Annotated in this window: 19 protein-coding genes; 14 read left to right on the forward strand and 5 right to left on the reverse strand. The window is 61.7% G+C overall.

Annotated features, from left to right (window positions below; translation table 11 throughout):
• On the forward strand, positions 1-347 hold a 347-nt coding region (locus J3S28_RS27085; RefSeq protein ID WP_272874255.1), incomplete at its 5' end, for an acyl-CoA dehydrogenase family protein.
• Here J3S28_RS27085 and J3S28_RS27090 read toward each other — a convergent pair.
• The gene (locus J3S28_RS27090) at positions 327-983 is read right to left on the reverse strand and encodes a TetR/AcrR family transcriptional regulator (RefSeq protein ID WP_207844239.1); all 657 of its coding nucleotides are present in this window, start codon (positions 981-983) and stop codon (positions 327-329) included. The two genes, J3S28_RS27085 and J3S28_RS27090, sit on opposite strands and share 21 nt — an antisense overlap.
• 423 nt (positions 984-1,406) lie before the next feature.
• On the opposite strand from J3S28_RS27090, the gene J3S28_RS27095 reads away from it, so the two are divergent.
• Positions 1,407-2,138 (forward strand): FadR/GntR family transcriptional regulator, encoded by a 732-nt coding sequence (locus J3S28_RS27095; protein ID WP_207844241.1) that lies wholly within the window; start codon positions 1,407-1,409, stop codon positions 2,136-2,138.
• 8 nt (positions 2,139-2,146) lie between these two features.
• Here the strand turns inward: J3S28_RS27095 and J3S28_RS27100 are convergent, their stop codons facing one another.
• The 4 genes from J3S28_RS27100 to J3S28_RS27115 all read right to left on the reverse strand — a co-directional run bounded on the left by J3S28_RS27100 (position 2,147) and on the right by J3S28_RS27115 (position 4,991).
• Positions 2,147-3,526 carry an NAD(P)-binding protein gene (locus tag J3S28_RS27100; protein WP_207844243.1) on the reverse strand — a complete coding sequence of 460 codons (1,380 nt, stop codon included), beginning with the start codon at positions 3,524-3,526 and terminating at the stop codon, positions 2,147-2,149.
• A 46-nt stretch (positions 3,527-3,572) separates the two neighbouring features.
• Positions 3,573-4,013 carry a limonene-1,2-epoxide hydrolase family protein gene (locus tag J3S28_RS27105; RefSeq protein WP_207844245.1) on the reverse strand — a complete coding sequence of 147 codons (441 nt, stop codon included), beginning with the start codon at positions 4,011-4,013 and terminating at the stop codon, positions 3,573-3,575.
• A gap of 64 nt (positions 4,014-4,077) precedes the next feature.
• The gene (locus J3S28_RS27110; protein WP_207844247.1) at positions 4,078-4,548 is read right to left on the reverse strand and encodes a limonene-1,2-epoxide hydrolase family protein; all 471 of its coding nucleotides are present in this window, start codon (positions 4,546-4,548) and stop codon (positions 4,078-4,080) included.
• Positions 4,545-4,991 carry a limonene-1,2-epoxide hydrolase family protein gene (locus J3S28_RS27115; RefSeq protein WP_207844249.1) on the reverse strand — a complete coding sequence of 149 codons (447 nt, stop codon included), beginning with the start codon at positions 4,989-4,991 and terminating at the stop codon, positions 4,545-4,547. Before J3S28_RS27115 ends, J3S28_RS27110 begins: the two co-directional genes overlap by 4 nt.
• A 244-nt stretch (positions 4,992-5,235) precedes the next feature.
• Here J3S28_RS27115 and J3S28_RS27120 point away from each other — a divergent pair, with 244 nt between their 5' ends.
• From J3S28_RS27120 to J3S28_RS27175, 12 genes are all read left to right on the forward strand, one after another.
• The gene (locus J3S28_RS27120; RefSeq protein ID WP_207844251.1) at positions 5,236-6,555 is read left to right on the forward strand and encodes a Rieske 2Fe-2S domain-containing protein; all 1,320 of its coding nucleotides are present in this window, start codon (positions 5,236-5,238) and stop codon (positions 6,553-6,555) included.
• Between the two features lie 105 nt (positions 6,556-6,660).
• Positions 6,661-7,626 carry a PDR/VanB family oxidoreductase gene (locus J3S28_RS27125; protein ID WP_207844254.1) on the forward strand — a complete coding sequence of 322 codons (966 nt, stop codon included), beginning with the start codon at positions 6,661-6,663 and terminating at the stop codon, positions 7,624-7,626.
• A gap of 28 nt (positions 7,627-7,654) precedes the next feature.
• Positions 7,655-8,677 carry a DODA-type extradiol aromatic ring-opening family dioxygenase gene (locus J3S28_RS27130; protein WP_207844256.1) on the forward strand — a complete coding sequence of 341 codons (1,023 nt, stop codon included), beginning with the start codon at positions 7,655-7,657 and terminating at the stop codon, positions 8,675-8,677.
• A complete protein-coding gene (locus J3S28_RS27135; protein WP_207844258.1) occupies positions 8,674-10,011 on the forward strand; it encodes a phytoene desaturase family protein in 1,338 nt (445 codons plus the stop codon). The genes J3S28_RS27130 and J3S28_RS27135 overlap by 4 nt, the downstream gene beginning before the upstream one ends.
• A gap of 25 nt (positions 10,012-10,036) precedes the next feature.
• Positions 10,037-11,437 (forward strand): protoporphyrinogen/coproporphyrinogen oxidase, encoded by a 1,401-nt coding sequence (locus J3S28_RS27140; protein ID WP_207844260.1) that lies wholly within the window; start codon positions 10,037-10,039, stop codon positions 11,435-11,437.
• Between the two features lie 354 nt (positions 11,438-11,791).
• Positions 11,792-13,213 (forward strand): aldehyde dehydrogenase family protein, encoded by a 1,422-nt coding sequence (locus J3S28_RS27145; RefSeq protein ID WP_207844262.1) that lies wholly within the window; start codon positions 11,792-11,794, stop codon positions 13,211-13,213.
• Between the two features lie 125 nt (positions 13,214-13,338).
• Entirely contained in the window at positions 13,339-14,646 is a 1,308-nt protein-coding gene (locus J3S28_RS27150) for an aromatic ring-hydroxylating oxygenase subunit alpha (protein WP_207844264.1), read from the forward strand.
• Entirely contained in the window at positions 14,646-15,185 is a 540-nt protein-coding gene (locus J3S28_RS27155) for an aromatic-ring-hydroxylating dioxygenase subunit beta (RefSeq protein WP_207844266.1), read from the forward strand. The genes J3S28_RS27150 and J3S28_RS27155 overlap by 1 nt, the downstream gene beginning before the upstream one ends.
• Positions 15,182-15,892 (forward strand): RraA family protein, encoded by a 711-nt coding sequence (locus J3S28_RS27160; protein ID WP_207844268.1) that lies wholly within the window; start codon positions 15,182-15,184, stop codon positions 15,890-15,892. Before J3S28_RS27155 ends, J3S28_RS27160 begins: the two co-directional genes overlap by 4 nt.
• Complete coding sequence (locus J3S28_RS27165; RefSeq protein ID WP_207844270.1) at positions 15,879-16,550, forward strand: RraA family protein; 672 nt, start codon at positions 15,879-15,881, stop codon at positions 16,548-16,550. Before J3S28_RS27160 ends, J3S28_RS27165 begins: the two co-directional genes overlap by 14 nt.
• Entirely contained in the window at positions 16,547-17,158 is a 612-nt protein-coding gene (locus J3S28_RS27170; protein WP_307797466.1) for an RraA family protein, read from the forward strand. The genes J3S28_RS27165 and J3S28_RS27170 overlap by 4 nt, the downstream gene beginning before the upstream one ends.
• Before the next feature lie 45 nt (positions 17,159-17,203).
• Entirely contained in the window at positions 17,204-18,211 is a 1,008-nt protein-coding gene (locus J3S28_RS27175; protein WP_207844272.1) for an amidohydrolase family protein, read from the forward strand.
• The last annotated feature ends 239 nt before the right edge of the window (positions 18,212-18,450 follow it).

Consider the following 18,450-nt stretch of genomic DNA (forward strand, 5'->3'; position numbering starts at 1 on the left):
AGGATCGTAAGCAGTTCGGGAAGTCGATCAGCTCGTTTCAGGGTGTGGAGTTCATGATCGCGGATATGGCGATGAAGATCGAGGCTGCTCGTCTGATGGTGTACACCTCGGCGGCGCGGGCTGAGCGGGGGGAGAAGAATCTGGGGTTCATCTCGGCGGCGGCGAAGTGTTTTGCCTCGGATGTGGCGATGGAGGTGACCACTGATGCGGTGCAGTTGTTCGGTGGTGCCGGTTACACCCGTGATTTCCCGGTGGAACGGATGATGCGTGATGCCAAGATCACCCAGATTTACGAGGGCACCAACCAGATCCAGCGCGTCGTGATGTCACGAGCACTCCTGCGCTGACACCATCTCCACGTGGCGGGCCTGATCCGCCGGCGGTGTGACATCGTCGTAGGGCTCCCGGGCGGAGGGCCGGAGCCCTGCGACGAAAATCGACAGAATGCGTTCGACCAGTTCGTTGGGGTCGGTCGAGACGAGAAGCATCGGAGCGGCGGCGATGGCAGGCAGTGGACGCGTGATCAACGCCACCCCGGACAAGAAGTCGGTCAAGGTGATGTCGGCTGCCACCGCGCCGTGCGATTTCGCACGCTCGATGATCTCGGCCACGGTTGCGAAGTTCGCCTGACGTGCTTCGATGAGTTCCGGCGGAATGAGTTCCTGATCGCGGACGATGATCGGGATCATTGCCCCCAGTTGCAGCGACATGAACAAACGCGCCAACCGGATCATCGCCGCGGATGCGTCGGTCTCTGCCAACTGCCGGAGTTCATCGAGGATCAGTCGACTGGTCTCCAGTCCGTCGGTGAGGATGGCAATCTTGAGATCAAGTCGCGTGGGAAAGTTTCGATACAGAGTTGCGATTCCGACTCCCGCGGCTTCGGCCACGGCTTCGAGAGATACATCGTACCCGCGCTCGGCGAACTGTTCCCGGCCGGCGACAATCAGCCGTCGCCTACGTTCGATTGCATCCGCTCTCACTGCACATCACTCATTCTGATCAAGTAACCGCTCTCAACGGACCATTCTATACGGAGGAAATTCCTCGGTATCGACAGAAGCCTAGCCCAGGCCGTACCACGGCCTGTGGGCCGGCACTGATGCTTGCCGCATCCAGGCGACTATCGTTGAACCAGTGCGCGCGGCGTAATGCGGGTTGTGTGTGATCGGGTGCCGGCGAGGTGACTCATCGCTGATGGGTCGTACACCGCGACAGCGAGAGCGGTCGTCGGCAGACGGTGTGGCGGCAGGTGTGCAGTTGTGGTGGCCAAATAGCTGGCAGATGGTTCACGTGAGATCCTGACATGGTGTCGGCACGCCGACGTTTCAGAGAGTGGAAAAGAGAGAATGTTGACGGACGAGGTCGCAAGTGCCCCGCCGCTGGGGACACCTAGTTGGGATTCTGTGTCTGGCAGCACAATGGCGTCACGAATTATTTCTCAGATAAAGTCTGCGATTTTCGCCGGTGATCTACAACCGGGTCAGCGGCTGGGTACCGAGAAGAACATCGCCGATGAATTCGGCGTCAGCCGAATGGCTGCTCGAGATGCAATTCGAGGCCTCGAGGCTCTCGGTGCTGTCGACGTACGGGTGGGGCCCAAGGGCGGTGTGTACATCGGTCAGCCGAACGCCCAAAAGCTTTCTGACACCATGGCTGTGCAGTTTGCTCTCCTGGGGGTGAAACCTCAGGAGCTCATCGATGCGCAGGGCGCGATCGAAAAGGCTTCGATCAGTATGGCTGCCGGCAGCATGGCGTCGGGAAGTATCAGTCCTGACAAAATCGATGCACTGCGTGAGAGTTTGGCCGAGTTTTATAGCGACATGGAGAAAGCAACATCGCGCGTCGCAACCTTCGTGCCCCGCGTCATCGCGCTGCACGAAGAACTCGTCGAAGCCTCGGGAAACCGAGTGTTGACCAACCTTTTCAAGTCGATTCGCCTGCTGCTGGCGCCAATCTATCTTCGGGTCGCCGACAATACACCCGAAGAAGACGTCGAGAACGCCATTCGACTTGTCATGAGCTCACACGGCGATCTCCTGGATTTCCTGGCCGAGGGTAACCCGTCGTCGGCGCAACAGATCATCGGCGACCGGCTGCAGGAAATCAGAGATGCGCTCGTTCAGATGGGTGCTTGAGCGTGGCCTTACAGATGACGAATCCTGAGATCGGCTGACGAACGAGGCGGGTGATCTCGCCGGATCTGGTCGGTGACGATTCGTGCCGATCCCACGCAGCCACTCTGGTCGGCTTGACCGTGTTCACGAGCGCCGTCGCCAACGTTCCACAGGTTCGCCACGGGCGTGGTTTGTGGCCAATCGTGACCGATGATCGCCCGTTGCGCGGGCCATACATCGCCCCCACAAATGTCCACGGAAACAATCCGAGCCCGACCGAACTCAGGATAGTTGTCCGCCAGTTCTCGCTTCAGGATCGCCACCTCCGCATCGGAATCGAAGTCCCCAGACGCAGGGTGCGGGGAACTCGCGGCCGCATACAGATACCAACCCGGCGGAGCCAAGGTCGGCGACATCGCTGTGACCTCCATGGCATACGCCAGCCGCGTCGTCGACGCGAACAACGTCAGCCCCGTGAGTTTGCGTAGCGGAATGCGACTTGCGAAGTGGACAACGATCAGTGTGCTCGGGCGCGATGTCGCACGGACACTTTCGCCGTAGCCTTCCGGCAGATTCGCAGCGCCACACAAACCTACGGTGGCCAGCGGTCCGACGTCGCTGATCGCGAGCGATGTGCTGACGGTCACCGCCTCGCCACTGCGGTCGATCACCGCGCCGTTCACGAGCCCTGCGCCGTCGAATGTCAGCCGGTCAACCGTACTGCTGAGCCACAGTGTCCCGCCGTCCCGTTCGAAGACGTTGGCCAGCACCTGCCATGGTCCGATTGCCCCGTCCGGATGGACCCCGATGTTCAGCGCATCCTTCTTGGTGAAGTACTCGAAGAACATCGCGGCGTCTACATCGGTCGGCTCGGCTGCGAACATCGCGCTCGTGAGATTGCGGATCAATCGCATCACTCTGGGTTTTCGTCCTCGGGCGGTGATCCACTCGCCGATGCTTATCCCGGTCGGTGGTCGCAGCCCGTCAAATCTGCTGCTTAACGAATTGACCAGCCGAAGAGATCCGTTGGCCAGGGCGCCGACGGGACCCTTGGTCAGCGGGACGTCCAACCGCCCGAGCCGAAGCGTCATCGGTGTGTCGGGTACCGACACCCCCATGTCCGCACCGAGCTCATCGAACAAGCGCTCGTTCTCGCCGCCGGTAGTGATGATCAGGGCGCCGGTGTGAACGGTGAATTCGCCTACCTCTTTGGTCGAAGCCCGTCCACCCACGCGATCGCGACTCTCCACCAGCAGGGTTCTGTACCCGAAGTTGCTCAGCCGTGCCGCAGCGGCCATACCTCCGGCGCCGGCACCGATGACCAGGGCATCGAAACGCAAGTCGGGGTCGTCCGGCTCACCGTCTGGTCGGGGTGCGGCGTCGTTTGACCGTGGCTGTCCGTCTGTCATGGGAAGCGATCTCCTCTGTGGGGCTGTAACCGGAGCTGCTCGAGCATCAGAATTTCTTCTGCAGCGCTGGCACCAACGCTCCAGCCAGTCCGCGCGCTATGGCTCGTGCCCACGCCAGGTAATCGAAGTAGTCGCGCCACAGCGCAACCCTCCCGTCTCGGAGTTCGAGAACGCTGCACACCCACAGTTGCATGCGCACTCGCCCGACTATCCACGCGTCGGTGCGTTCGACGAGCACAGTGTCGCCATCAGCGGCGATTCGGTGGATCTTCATGTCGATGACGAGCTGGCCCTCGCCGGCGCGCATGAACCGGACGATCCGATCGCGCCCCCGAAGGGTCGGCAGTCCTACGTTCTGCCACACCAGGTTACGGTCCGAGAGCGCTGCAACCGCGTCGAAGTCGTCGTCGCAGACCGCGCGAAGGAACGATTCGACGGTGGCGACCGAGTGTGCGGAGGTGGGTCGCAGCGGTTTGTTGTCGGTCATGGTTCTCCATTGCGTTACGTGATTGTCGACCAGTGGTCTAGATAGAGGGACTGACGTGTGGTTGTCAAAAACTTCGACGAATCGAGGGAAGCGCAACGCCAAGCAATCCGCGCAGGGCGGCCCTGGCGAACGCCAGATAGTCGAAGTAGTCGCGCCACAACGTGATTCGACCACCACGTAACTCGAAAACGGCGCAGGCCCAGAACTGCATCCGAAGACGGCCGATGACGATCGCGTCGGTGCGTTCGACCAAGACGGTGTCGCCGGCGCCGGCGATGCGGTGAATACAGACCTCGATGAACAAGCGTCCCTCGCAGGCACGAATGGCCCGCATCACCCGCGACCGGCCCTTGAATTTTGGCGAGCCCACGTTCTCCCACACCAGGTCGTCTGCGGCGAGCGCCTCGAGGGTGTCGAGATCTTGCACCTGGAGCGCATCCAGGAATCGCTCGACAATCCGCACGTTCTCCGTCGTCTTCGCGTCACCGGGGGAATGGTCTGTGTACGCGGCACTTGTTGTCGATGGGGCGTTCACAGCTTTTTCACCACAAATGGGAATACCAGTCCGACCAGGCCGCGTGCGGTCGCCCTTGCCAGGGCCAGGTAGTCGAAGTAGTCACGCCACAGGGTGACCTTTCCGTCTCTGACCTCGAATACTCCGTACACCCAGAGGACGATTCGCAAGCGTCCGATGATCCAGGCATCTGTGCGTTCCATGAGCACGCTGCCGTCGGCCGCGGTCACTCGGTGCGTCTTCAGCTCGGTTCTGAACTTTCCCTCCCCAGAACGCAGTACCTTCATCACCCGGTCCTTGCCGCGCACCGTGGTCATGCCTGCGATGAGCCATTCCAGTTCATCCGCCGACAGGTACTCGATCGTGTCGAAATCGTCTGCTTCCACCGCTTGCAGGAAGTGCTCGACCACCCGGATGTCTTCGTGAATTGTGCGTGGAACCGGCTGGACAGTGGGACCTGTCATCGGAGATGCCTTTCGATGGGAACTCGGATCGACTTCGCGAAGTCTCTGGACACGAGACCTATATTACAATAATATCTATGCAGCGGGCCACAGTTTGAGTCATAGCTCGCCTGACAGCCTCAGGCGGCGATGAGAGCCGGGTTCCACAGCGCCGCGCAGACTCACCGCGCCTGCGCGAGGAGATTTGCTTCGGCAACCCGTCAGCGTCCTGCATCGGTTTGCAGCCAAACAGCGAAGGATAGAGATGTCGTCCATGAACACCGACGTGCCGTCCACGTCCAGCGTCCATCCACAAGATCGTTGGAGCGTCTTGACCCGCACGGGCCCTGGCGAGCCGGCAGGCGATCTGCTCCGCCGATACTGGCAGCCCATCGGCATCGCGGCGGAGTACGCCGCGGGAGCGCCGCCTGCCCACATCAAGGTGCTGAGCGAAGATCTTGTTCTCTTCCGCGACGACTCTGGTGAACTGGGTTTGCTGGCGCTCCGGTGCCCTCACCGTAACGCCGACCTCAGCTACGGCCGCATCGAAGACGGTGGCTTGCGCTGTCCGTACCACGGATGGTTGTTCGACCGTGACGGTGCTTGCTTGGAGCAGCCGAATGTCCCCGCCGCACAGCGCACCGTCGCGAACTGGCGCCAACCCTCGTTCCCTGTGCAGGAACGTGGCGGTCTCGTGTGGGCATATCTGGGCACGGGCGAACCGCCGGTCCTGCCCAACTACCCATTCATCGACGGCCCCTCCGAGCACATCTACATCAACCGCTGGTTGTCGGAGTGCAACTACCTCCAGGCCAACGAGGGCAACATCGACCCGAGCCACACCTCATTCGTCCACCGCATGGAGCATCCCGCGGCCGACGCGACCATGACGGGCTTCGAGGCAGACTCGGCTCCGCGGCTCTCGGTCGTCGAGACGAGCTACGGCTTCCGGCTCCTGGCCGAGCGCGACTACGTCGACGAGAAGACCTTCTTGCGATGCTCGAACTTCATCCTTCCGAATGCGGCTTCGGCCAACGGTTTCGAGGCGATGTACGGGCTGGGGGGAGCCACGATGTTGTGGCACGTCCCCATCGACGATCACACGCACTACCGCTATGAGGTCACATACCACGCAAAGAATGAGATCGCCTCCGAAATTCTGGATGCGTCGGTCAAAGCAGAGCTCGACGAGAACGGAAAGCGACGCAGGCTGTTGGAGAACCGGTTCCTTCAGGACCGCTCAGAGATGATCGACAAGACGTTCGCCGGTGTGGGTACCGCGTTCCCGATCCACGATCTGCTGGTCACGGAGTCCATGGGCTCGATCAGCGACCGTCGTACCGAGCACCTCACCCCATCGGATCTGGGTGTCATGCGCGCGCGTCGCATGCTCCTGCAGGCCTTGGAAGACGTCTCGGCAGGCAAAGAGCCCAAGGGCGTGTGGCGTGACGCCAGCCTGGGATCTTTCCAAGATTTCGTCACCTTTTCGGACTGGATCGAAAAAAGCTCCGATCCGGCAGCGCACGCCGAGCAGATGACCAAGCGGAACATCTACGCCCGCAACGAACCGACTACCGCGAACTGACGACGGCAGGGCCACAGAGTCGGCGCACAGGGCAGCTACAAGTGTGCCGACTCGAAGGGTCCTGATCTCAGCTCGACAAGTCGAAGATCGACGGAGTGAATGCGAATGATGAACAGAGCACCGAAACAGATCGATGTGATCGTCGCCGAGGCCACGCTCGAGGCCGAAGGGGTCGTGTCGGTGAAACTGGTCGCCGCCGACGGCGGTGATCTCCCCCCATGGGACGCCGGGTCTCATGTTGATGTCTACATCGAACCGGGGCTGATCCGGCAATACTCACTCTGCGGTGACCCCCGCGACGTGAGTTCGTACCGTCTGGGGATTCTGCTCTCAGAGCTCAGTCGCGGCGGCTCGAAGGCCATGCACGCTCTGGATGCGGGACATCGCCTCACGATCGGCGCTCCCCGTAACAACTTCGAGCTGATCGAGACGGCGCAGAAGAGCATTCTGATCGGCGGTGGAATCGGCATCACTCCGCTCATGAGCATGGCAATCCGATTGAATCAGATCGAGCAGCCCTTCGAGTTCCACTACTGCGCGCGAAGCTACCGGCGAGCGGCGTTCCTCCAAGAACTCATGCAGGAGCCGTTCGGGTACCGGATGTGGGGCCATTTCGACGATGAGCCGCCCCAGATGTTCTCGCCCGATGTGCATCTCGCTGCGCCCGACGCCGGCACACATCTCTACGTGTGTGGACCAACGGGGTTCATGGACTTTGTGACCGGCAGCGCCCTTGCACTCGGGTGGGCCCCAGAGCGGATTCACACCGAGAGCTTCAACGCCGACGCTGTCGACGAGACCGGTGACACGTTCACAGTGCATGCCGCCAGATCCGGCATCACCGTCGAAGTTCCGTCAGGACGTTCCATCGCGGAGGTGTTGTTCGATCACAACGTCCGAATCCCGACCTCGTGCGCCCAGGGCATCTGCGGAACGTGCATCACGACGGTGATCGACGGTGTTCCTGATCACCGCGACTCGTATCTGACCGACGCAGAGAAAGAGAGCAACACCGAGATCGCAGTGTGCTGCTCGCGTGCGAACTCGGCCAAATTGACCCTGGACGTCTGACGACTGTCCAAGAACTGGAAGAAGATCAATGGCAAGAATCGTTCTCGGAATAGGATCCTCACACGGACCCATGTTGTCGACGCCGCCCGATCAATGGGGTCTGCGCGTCGGTGCCGACAAGTCCAACCCTGAGCAGTGGTACAAGGGGAACAGTTACACGTTCGACGAATTGGTCGATCTGCGAAGTGAATCGAACTTCGAGGCAGAGGCCAACGTCGACGTGTGGGCGCAGAAGCACCGGGCCTGCCGGGCCGCTCTGGACAAACTGGCAGATGTGTTCGAGGCTGCGGAAGTCGACGTCGTGGTCATCTTCGGCAACGACCAGATGGAGATCTTCGCGGAGCCGTTGATTCCCGCGATCTCGGTGTGGCGCGGTGAAGAGATCCCCAATTACTTCCCAGGGGAGGAATACCTGAGCCGGTTGCCGGTCGGCATCGAGGTCTCGGTGCCCGGTCACGTAGCGCCCGAGGGCGCTACCAACCCCGGGCACCAAGAGTTGGCAGACAGCATCATCTCTCAGGCCATGAACGACAACTTCGATGTAGCCGTGCTTCGGGAGCTGCCACCGCACACCAATCACATTCCGCACGCTTTCGGATTCATCTACCGACAGATCATGCGGGACAGAATGATTCCTTCTGTCCCCGTGCTCTTCAACACCTTCTACCCACCCAACCAGCCTACGGTGAGCCGGTGCTACTCCTTTGGAGAATCGGTGGTCAAAGCCATCGAGGAGTGGGATTCCGACGCTCGCGTCGCGCTCGTCAGCTCCGGCGGTCTCACGCACTTCGTGATCGATGAAGAAGTGGACCGGGCACTGTTCGACACATTGGAACAGCAGTCCATCGAACCATTGGCATCTCTGGGGGAAGACATCTACAACGCGGGAACCTCCGAGATCAAGAATTGGATCCCCGTGGCCGGCGCGATGGCCACCCTGGGATTGAAACCCACTGTCGTCGACTACGTCCCGTGCTACCGGTCTGCCGCGGGAACAGGCATCGCGATGGGGTTCGTCTACTGGACCGCCGAAGACGAGGGCAACGCATGAGCGGCCCCCAGGACAAGTACGACGCTCTGGTGATCGGAGCCGGTGTGGGCGGGTTGTGCGCAGCGGCGCGACTCGTACACCGCGGGTACCGGACACTCGTGGTCGAGAGTCTGCCGTACGTCGGCGGTCGGGCCAGCACTCGGGACATCGACGGTTTCAAGATCAACAACGGTGCCATCGTCGTGGAAACCGGTGGAGTCGCCGAGGAGACGTTCCGGGAAATCGGAGCAGAACTGAACTTGCGGTTCCCCGACGCTCCGATGATGATGCGTATCGGTGACAAAGACCTCGACATTGCCGGGGGCCGAGTGAACGCGGCCATGTCGGTGGTCGCACGCCGTGGCATGATGCTTCTCGATCGTTTCGGGGGCACCGGCGCAGGAAAGGCGAAAGCCAATCTGTCGACCGCTGATTGGGTGGCCAGGTACACCAAGAATGAGACCGTCAACGGGGCAGTTCGCAACATGTGTGCCTCGATCTTCTCGGTCGGTGCCGACGAGCTCCCCGCGGGAGTGTTCTTGGCCTATTTCGCGCGAACCAATGCGCTTGCGGCCAAAGTCGGCTTCTGCCCAGAGGGAACCATTGGTGTCTGGAAGTCGCTGGCGTCAGCGATCGTTGGGCGCGGCGGCGATGTGTGGTTGTCTGCAACCGTGACATCGCTTCGAATCGAAGATGGTGTCGTGACGGGCGCCTCCATCAAAAAGGGCAGGAAGACATTCGAGATCGGCGCCGACGTCGTGGTGAGTAACATAGGCCCGCGGGGGACCCTGAGGCTGGTCGGCGAAGAGAACGCGACGCCGAACTATCGGGCGGGAGTCCGGGCCGGCGACAGACCCACGTCGATGATCAGTGTCAACTTCGCGAGCCAGGAAGATCTCATCTCTGCCCCTGGCGTACTGAGCTTCGCGAGAACCCAACGGCTCTGCTATGTCGCCAATTTCACCGCAACATGCCCGGAGATGGCTCCCCCCGGGTGGAATCTGTACGTCGGAGCTTCCGTACCGCGGCCCGCGCTCGGTGACTTCGATGAAAGCGCCGAGATCGAGCTACTCCACCAGGATCTCCGCGAGCAGATTCCAGGATTTGAACGTGCGCGCATCATCTCGACCGAGGTGAATCGCGGTGACTGGCCGACTCAGCGCGCGGTCGCGGGATCCGATGCTGCCAGGACCACGCCGTTTCCGAATCTGTGGAATGTCGGTGACGGAGTCAAAGAATATGCGACCGGCGGTACTGGCGCCTGTGCGCAGACTTCAAAACTGGTGGTGGAAGAGATCGAAAGCCGTTATCCCGCATCGCTCGCGCCCCACAGAAAACAAATGTCGGAAGTCTAAAAGTGTTACGAGAATGGAGATAAACATGACCAAGAGCAAACTGCCGGGTGAAGCAACACCCAACAGCGAATCCCCGCTGAAGGACCGGCATGGCGTGGTCGTCGTCGGAGCGGGGCCTTCGGGTCTGGCCGCCGCCTACCGTCTGCAACAGGCCGGCGTCGACGTCATCGTCGTCGATCCCGGCGAGGACGTCGGCGGGAAGATGAAGTCCCGCGAGGTCAACGGTTTCCACATCGACCTCGGCCCGACCGTTGTCCCACCCACCCATACGAATATGATCCCGATCATCAAAGAGCTCGGAATGCTCGACACCCCGGGAGGCGCAGAGGTCGCTGGATCGATCTTCGGTATCGCCCAAGGTGGGGGCAAGTTCGTGAATCTCGATACTGCGAACATCGCGCTGGCCATGGCCAAGACCAAGCTTGTCGGTCTCCGTGGCAAGCTGGCGCTCGCACGGATCGGGTTCGATGTCTTCCGCGCCCGCAAGTTCGTTCGCCATCCAAACCTGGGAAACGCTGCAGCACTGGATACTTCGAGCGCCGAAGAGTACGCGCGGCACCTCGATCCGAAGTTGTACGACAACTTGATCGACGTTCTACTACACAGCCAGGTCGGTGCTCCGGGCAGCACCCTGTCAAAGGTCGACCTGCTGCGTCTCATCTTCGTCGAGATCGGCCGGCCCGGCCCTACACGCGCCTTCACGAACGGCGTGCAGTCGTACGCACGAAAGATTGCCGAGAACTTCCCCGTTTCGCTCAAGACCACGGTTGAAGAGCTCGTAGAGCACAAGAACGGCGTCACCGTGACCGTGAACGTCGACGGCGAGCGGAGGGTGATCGAGGCTGATTCGGCGATTGTCACCGCTGATGCACATTCGTCGGCCAAGTTCCTGACGCAGCTGTCGGAGTCCGGCAGGGCTTTCCTGAACAGCATCACGTACACGTCGATGACGAACGTTCATGTCGGACTGTCGAAACCGACCAAAGAATCGGCCTACATGGCCCTGATTCCCGCGTCTGTGGAGCCGCGCGTGCTGGCAGTGGTGTTCGAGCGCAACCGGTCGCAGAAGTGTGTTCCGCCCGGCAAGGAGATGATCTCGATCTACTCATCGGATGCGATCGCCGAAGAGTACTGGGATGCCGACGATGAGGTCTTGACCAAGACGCTGATCGAGGCCACTGAGAACATCGTTCCGGGTTTCAGCGAGAACATCGAGTTCACATTCGTGAACCGCTGGCCGCGCGTCGTCTCCGCCAGCGCACCGGGGCGTTACAAGGAGCTCGAAAAGTTCCAGCGCGGTATCTCGCACTGGAAGCGGATTCACATCGCCAGTGATTATCTCGGAAACACCAACATGGATTCCGCGACGAGCTTGGGTGAGATCGCGGCCAAGGATGTGCTCAGTTCCAACCTCTTGTCTAAGTGATTCCCGAGCTGCCGGCCCATGATGGACGGCAGTGAACGGATCCGTATCGGGCAGGTCGCCCACCGTCACATGGCTCGGACGCACTCGAGCCCAGCGGTGGTGCGTCCTGCCCGCTTGGGTTGAGCCACTACATGATCGGTCGGATCGCGTTGTCGACGACTTGCTGATGTCTGCGAGTCCGGTTCGTGCACAGCGGATTCAGACGAGGCTTGCAGGCTGATGAACAGCAGACCAGCTCTGGACAGACCACCAATATTATAATAAGGTCGAAATAGATCGACAGTGACGACCGTCACTCACCTCGCGCCACGCCGTTGGCGGCCATCTGGAAGCACTATGAAGGAGCTGGGCTTGATGAGTCCTCAGGAGCCGATGCAATCGATGCTGATCGACGGAAAGTTGGTGGACGGCGATCGCGAGTTGGCTGTGATCAACCCGGCAACGGGAGAGCCGTTCACGACAGTCGCCTGTGCGTCGGCCGAACAGGTCGCCGCTGCAGTCGACGCCGCGCACAGGGCTTTTCCGGCGTGGTCGAGTACGGGCATCGACGAACGTCGGGCGATCCTGGTGCGAATTGCAGAGGCGGTGGAGGCCAACGTCACTACCCTCGCCCAGCTCACGACAAGCGAACAGGGTAAGCCGTTTCCGATCGCGGTGGGCGAGGCGATGTTCCTGGCGCAGTTCATCAGGTACTTCGCAGAGTTGCCCTTCGAGCCCGAGATCATCGAAGACAGCGCAGAGCGTCGCGCAGTCGCCTATCGGCGGCCGCTCGGCGTCGTCGCCGCGATCGTTCCATGGAACATGCCGGTGTCGATGATCGGGACGAAGCTCCCGGCTGCGCTCCTTGCCGGTAACACCATCGTCCTCAAGCCGGCGGGGACCACACCGGCGGCCACACTGAAATTTGGTGAACTGATCGCTGACATCGTGCCCCCGGGCGTTGTCAACATCGTCTCGGACGATAACGACCTCGGAGACGTGTTGACCGGCCATCCGAGCGTGCGAAAGGTGTCGTTCACCGGTTCGACCCCCACCGGAAAGCACATCGCAGCCCAGGCTGCGGGCACGCTGCAGCGCCTCACGCTCGAGCTCGGCGGTAACGACGCTGGCATCGTGCTGGACGACGCCGATCCGAAAGCGGTGGCGCCGGGAATCTTCATGGGCTCGTTCTTCAACAGCGGCCAGATCTGCGTGGCACTGAAGCGGCTGTACGTTCACGAATCCGTCCACGATGATCTCGTTGCAGAGCTCGCAACTCTCGCCGAGAATGCCGCCGTCGGAGATGGTTTCGATGATGGGATCATGTTCGGTCCAATTCAGAATCAAAAACAATTCGACCGGGTCAAGGACCTTCTCGAGGACAGTCGCACGAACGGGCGGATAGTCGCGGGAGGCGAGCCGAACGGGCCTGGGTTCTTCCTGCGGCCCACCATCGTCACCGACGTCACCGACGGCGACCGGATTGTCGACGAGGAACAGTTCGGGCCGATTCTGCCCGTCATCAAATACAGCGACGTCGACGATGCGGTTCGGCGCAGCAATGCGTCGCCGTTCGGCCTCGGCGGTTCTGTGTGGTCCTCGAACCCGGAACGCGCCGCTGCGGTGGCCGGTCGACTCGAGTGCGGCACGGTGTGGGTCAACAAGCACGGTGAGCTTGCGGCGAACATTCCGTTTGCCGGTGCCAAGGACTCGGGCGTAGGCAGCGAGCTCGGATTGCGGGCTTTGGACGAGATGACCCAACAACAGGTCGTCAGCTCGATTCCGGCAGCCGTCTAGCGAGCGTGGGTCGGCGCAGCCCCGCCGGTCAGGACCACGTTCGGTCACGTTGTCTCCCAACGGAGATGACACATCAACTGAGCACAAGAACGCGTCGTGAGCGCGACGCGGAAGAAGGAGCACCAATGTCACAGGATGCGACAGTCGACCGCCAATGGATCGATGAGGAGAAAGGCCTCGTGAATCGTGAGGTCTTCGGCAGTCCCGAAGTCCACGAGCTCGAAAAGGACAAGATTTTCCGAAAGTCATGGTTGTACCTCGGCCACGAGACCGAGATCCCGAACGCGGGAGACCACGTGACCCGCACGATGGCGGGCGACTCCGTGATCGTTGTCCGACGTCCGGACGGGACGGTCGGCGCCTACCTGAACAGCTGCGCGCACCGCGGCGTCAAGGTGTGCCGGGTCGACTCGGGTAACACCCGCCGTTTCGTGTGCCCTTACCACGGTTGGAGTTATGGGACCGACGGTGCCCTGATCAGCACCAACTTCGACGCCTTGTATCCCGAAGGCACCGACTTCACCACCATGGGACTCGTTCCGGTGACGCGACTGGACAGCTACAAGGGAATGATCTTCGGCAACTGGAGTTCCGAAGGCGAAACGCTTGATGAGTTCCTCGGTGATTTCCGTTGGTACCTCGACGTGTTTTTCGCTCGAACCCCTGGCGGTGCAGAAGTTCTCGGCCCTCCGCAGCGCTTCATTGTCAACGCCGACTGGAAGACTGCGGCGATCAACTTCGGAACCGACAACACACACGTCATCACGACGCATATCGGTCCGATGACACTCAGCTCGACACCGTTCACGCCACCGGATCTGATGGCGGCAATGGGGGAGGCCGTTCAGGTCAGCACAGGCAATGGCCACAGCTGTTCGTTGGTGAGCCTGCCCGGAGATCGGTACGCGCACTACCCCAAAGAGCTGCATGACCTATACGACGAGCAACTCGACGACGATCAGGCAGGGTTGCTCGCGAACCTCGCCATCGGTGTGTCGACGGTGTTCCCCAACCTGTCGTTCATCGAGAACACCCCCTCCGAAGTGGAGCCCGGTGTCTTCATGAAAGGGCTGCTGCTCAGGCAGTGGCACCCCATCGCGCCCGGCCAGATAGAAGTCCTGAGTTGGCAATTCGCAGAGGTCGAGGCCTCAGACGAGTACAAGCAGGCCGTTCATGTTCGAGCCGTCAACGACTTCGGCGTCGGTGGCCTGTTCGAGCAGGAGGACGTCGAGCTGTGGTCATCGGTCGGTTCGACCACCACGTCGCCGGCTGCACGCGACCACCCGTTCGTTTTCGCCACAGCGGTTCCGTTCATGGACACCCCCGTCACAGATCACGCAGGCCCGGGCAACGCTTATCGGCCATTCGTTGCAGAAATAACCCAATTCAAGTTCCTGCAGCACTGGAACAAGCTCATGACGGAAGGCGCATAATGACCGAAGCAACCGTATCGACAGTTCCGCCGGCCCTGACGCCGGTGTCGGCTCAGGTCCACCACGACGTCAGCCAGTTCCTCTTTCGCGAGGCGGCGCTGCTCGACGGTGATCGTTACGACGAATGGCTGGCCGTCTTGGCGCCGGACGTGCATTACAAACTGGGAGCGCGCACCCTGCGTGCATCAGACCAGCCCGCTCGGGGATACCCGATCGTCGACAATCAGGCGAACGAGCTGCGCATTCGCGTCCAGCAGATCTCGAATGCGAAGTTGACCTACTCGGAGAATCCCCACTCGATCACAAGGCGGCACATCTCGAACATCATCGTCGAACAGGCCGCTGATTCCGGTGAACTGGCGGTCAGGAGCAATACACTGCTGTTCCGCAGCCAAGGGGTCGATGGAACACAACACACCTACTCCGGGTTGCGCGAAGACCGCCTTCTCGTCGACGGTGACAGCTTCCTGTTGGCAGAGCGGACGGTAACACTCGACCTGTCGGTCATTCCGAGCATGAATGTCAGCGTGCTGTTTTGAGCTCGTCGACACCGAGTACGACGGGTCGCGGACATGGCGGCGGCGATGGCTTGCTCGAACGCCTCCGCCGGCTCGATACCTGCGCTGTGTCCGATGCTCTCGACAAGCACCACCTGGTAGGCGCGATAGTCGGCATCGGGCGTCTGTCCGCGGGCGGTGGTACGGTCGCCGGCCGCGCGACAACTGTTCAGTTGGGCACGCCGCCAACGGACTCCGAAGGACCCAAGCGTCACCTCGGTTCTGCGGCCGCCGACGCTGCCGGTCCGAGCGAGGTCATAGTGGTCGCAAACGGCGGCCGCACCGATTGCGGTAGCTGGGGCGGTCTTCTCTCTCGGGGAGCAGCAGTGCGCGGCGTCGCCGGAGTGGTGGTCGACGGTGCCGTGAGAGACGTCGATGAAGCGTCAGAGGCGGGTCTGCCGATTTTTGGCCGCGCGACCACGTGCGTGACGGCCCGCGGTCGTACCGCCGAACTGGCGTGGGGCGTGCCGGTGGAGATCGACGGGATCGAAATCAAGCCGGGCGATCTGGTACTTGCCGACTCCAATGGCTGCGTAGTCGTGCCGGAAGCGGTTGCAGATCAGGTGCTCACCACTGCAGAGGACATCGCCGACAAAGAACATTCGATGGCCCGTGCCATAGACGCCGGATCACCGGTGTCGGTGGTCATGTCGGGCGAGTACGAGGAGATGACCAATGGGACAAAGTGATGGCGACGTTCTCGAGCGATTGGGCGGTCTTGGTACGGCAACAATCTCAGATGCGTTGGACCGATTGGGTATTGCGGGTCAGGCTCTGGGTATTGCACCGCTCGAGTCGTCGTTTCGGCTGATCGGCCGCGCCTGGACGCTCCGCTACGGTCCGGTGGGAGAGGACCGTGGGTCCGTCGGTGACTACATCGATGATCTCGGCCCAGGTGACGTGGTCGTTCTCGACAACCAGGGCCGCGTCGACGCCACGGTCTGGGGTGACCTGCTGACCACGACTGCGAGCCGCAGAGGTGTTGCCGGAACCGTCATCGATGGTGTGTCTCGCGACAGCGATCGGAGCACCGCACTGAACTATCCGTTGTTCACCCGGGGCAACTGGATGCGAACAGGGAAAGACCGAGTGCGCGTGGAAGCCACGCAGGTGCCGGTGTCGATCGGTGGTGTGCGGGTGGAGCCGGGCGACCTGCTCATCGGGGATAGGGACGGTCTGGTGGTGGTCCCCGCAGCTCGAGCGGACGAGGTCCTCGCCGCCGCTCAGCGGATCGAGCACGCCGAGTCCTTGATTCGCGCCGCCGTCGAATCCGGCACGTCGCTTCGTGACGCGCGTGCGGAGGTCGGCTACCACGACTTGCAAACACGCCAGGAGGAGACGAAGTGACCACAACGGAGAAGAAGATCCCCATCATCGGGACAGCCACAGCGCACGAGGCCGCCGGCACCATTGGGGCGATGCCGTCGGCCATCAAACCCATAGCTCCGGAGATGTACGTCGCGGGGCCGGCCTTCCCGGTGCGGGCGCCCGCAGGAGACAACCTGTGGTTGCATCGGGCGGTCTACGCCGCGAAGGCCGGTGAAGTGCTCGTGGTCGATGTCGGCGAGGGTTTCGAGCACGGCTACTGGGGCGAGGTGCTCGCGCGGGCAGCGATGGCGCGGGGTCTGGCCGGGCTCGTCATCTATGGCGGAGTGCGTGATTCGGCCGTTCTCGCGAAGCTCGGCTGGCCGGTGTTCGCCGAACGAGTGTGCATCCGGGGAACCGCCAAAGACCCGAACGGTGACGGAGACCTCGGGGAGCCCATACACATAGGTGACGTCGAGGTCGAACTCGGAGATCTGATCATCGGCGACGCCGACGGGGTCCTGCGCGTTCCGCGGGTACAGGCGGACGCCGTCATCGAACGCTCCGTGCAGCGCGATCGCGACGAGGTCGACATCTTCGAACGCATCGATCAGGGAGCCACGACGCTGGATGTCTACGGCCTCCGCTAGTCAGTGTCCGCACGCAACCCACAACTCAACGAAAGAAGGTTCCCGATGATCATCGACATCCACGGACACGTCAGTGCGCCGCAACGCCTTTACGCGTACAAGTCAGAACTGCTCGCTGCACGTGGCAGTCACGGCCGCGGCGCTGTCGGTTCCTCGAATGACGACGTGCGGGACGCGTTGAATGCGCCGCAACCCCCGTTTGGAAACAAGTCACACATGGAGTTGCTCGACGACGCGGGCATCGACGTGCAGATCATCTCGCCGCGCCCGTTTCACTCCATGCACAGCGAAGAGCCGGCCCGGATCGTGGACTGGTACACCCAGGCGACGAACGACGTCATCGCGCAGGCCTGCGAGGTGTTCCCCGATCGGTTCCGCGGGTTCGCTGGTCTGCCACAGGCCCCTTCGACGGGACCGGCGGCCTGGGCCGTCGAACTGCGCCGCGCGGTGACCGAACTAGGTTTTGTGGGATGCCTGCTGAACCCGGATCCGTATGAGGGAACGCAGATTCCGCCGGCGCTGGGCGATCGGTACTGGTACCCGTTGTATGAAGCCTTGTGCGAACTGGACGTGCCGGCGATGGTCCACACTGCGGGGTGTAAGCCTCCCGCTCGTGAGGACTACAGTCTCCACTTCGTGGCGGAGGAGACGATCGGCGTCCTGAGCCTGCTGACCAGTTCCGTGTTCACCGACTTCCCGGAGCTGAAGATCATCGTTCCCCATGGCGGTGGGGCTGTGCCGTATCAGATCGGCCGGTGGCGGTCGTCCTTCAGCCGGGCTCCGGGGCCGTCGTTCGACGAGCGTATGAACAACCTGTGGTTCGATACGTGCCTCTACACGAAGGAGTCACTCGAGCTGTTGATCAAGACACTGGGGCCGGAACGGTTGATGCTCGGTACCGAGAAGCCGGGTACGGGTACCGTTGCGCGACCGGACGGCGAGGGCTGGTACGACGATGTCAATGCCATGATCACCTCCATCGAATGGCTGGCGGACGCCGACCGTGACGCGATCTTGGGTGGCAACGCCCAGAAGCTCTTCGGCATCAGGTAGGCGCGGCCCGGGCGGTTCAGCTACGACAGTGTTCTCCCGAGAATAGTTGTACGGCAACGTCAATTACATCGTGTTGATCGATCTAGATCGCTGACACCTGTTTGTCATCGACCAGCGGCCGGTCCGGGCATGGCCCGGCCCGGCCGTCAGTTGTTGGGGCCGCACGCGAGCGTGTGGGCCTCGGCGGCGATGAGGCCGCCATTTGCACCCATTTAGGGTCTAGCCAAGACAATCATATT

The sequence above is a fragment of the Williamsia soli genome (assembly GCF_017377795.1).
Taxonomy (GTDB): domain Bacteria; phylum Actinomycetota; class Actinomycetes; order Mycobacteriales; family Mycobacteriaceae; genus Williamsia; species Williamsia soli.

Coding starts and splice junctions, on each gene's coding strand:
- J3S28_RS27175 (WP_207844272.1), top strand. CDS start 17,204: ATGATCATCGACATCCACGGACACGTCAGTGCGCCGCAACGCCTTTAC.
- J3S28_RS27150 (WP_207844264.1), top strand. CDS start 13,339: ATGTCACAGGATGCGACAGTCGACCGCCAATGGATCGATGAGGAGAAA.
- J3S28_RS27115 (WP_207844249.1), bottom strand. CDS start 4,991: ATGACAGGTCCCACTGTCCAGCCGGTTCCACGCACAATTCACGAAGAC.
- J3S28_RS27130 (WP_207844256.1), top strand. CDS start 7,655: ATGGCAAGAATCGTTCTCGGAATAGGATCCTCACACGGACCCATGTTG.
- J3S28_RS27140 (WP_207844260.1), top strand. CDS start 10,037: ATGACCAAGAGCAAACTGCCGGGTGAAGCAACACCCAACAGCGAATCC.
- J3S28_RS27155 (WP_207844266.1), top strand. CDS start 14,646: ATGACCGAAGCAACCGTATCGACAGTTCCGCCGGCCCTGACGCCGGTG.
- J3S28_RS27145 (WP_207844262.1), top strand. CDS start 11,792: ATGAGTCCTCAGGAGCCGATGCAATCGATGCTGATCGACGGAAAGTTG.
- J3S28_RS27135 (WP_207844258.1), top strand. CDS start 8,674: ATGAGCGGCCCCCAGGACAAGTACGACGCTCTGGTGATCGGAGCCGGT.
- J3S28_RS27100 (WP_207844243.1), bottom strand. CDS start 3,526: ATGACAGACGGACAGCCACGGTCAAACGACGCCGCACCCCGACCAGAC.
- J3S28_RS27125 (WP_207844254.1), top strand. CDS start 6,661: ATGATGAACAGAGCACCGAAACAGATCGATGTGATCGTCGCCGAGGCC.
- J3S28_RS27120 (WP_207844251.1), top strand. CDS start 5,236: ATGTCGTCCATGAACACCGACGTGCCGTCCACGTCCAGCGTCCATCCA.
- J3S28_RS27165 (WP_207844270.1), top strand. CDS start 15,879: ATGGGACAAAGTGATGGCGACGTTCTCGAGCGATTGGGCGGTCTTGGT.
- J3S28_RS27105 (WP_207844245.1), bottom strand. CDS start 4,013: ATGACCGACAACAAACCGCTGCGACCCACCTCCGCACACTCGGTCGCC.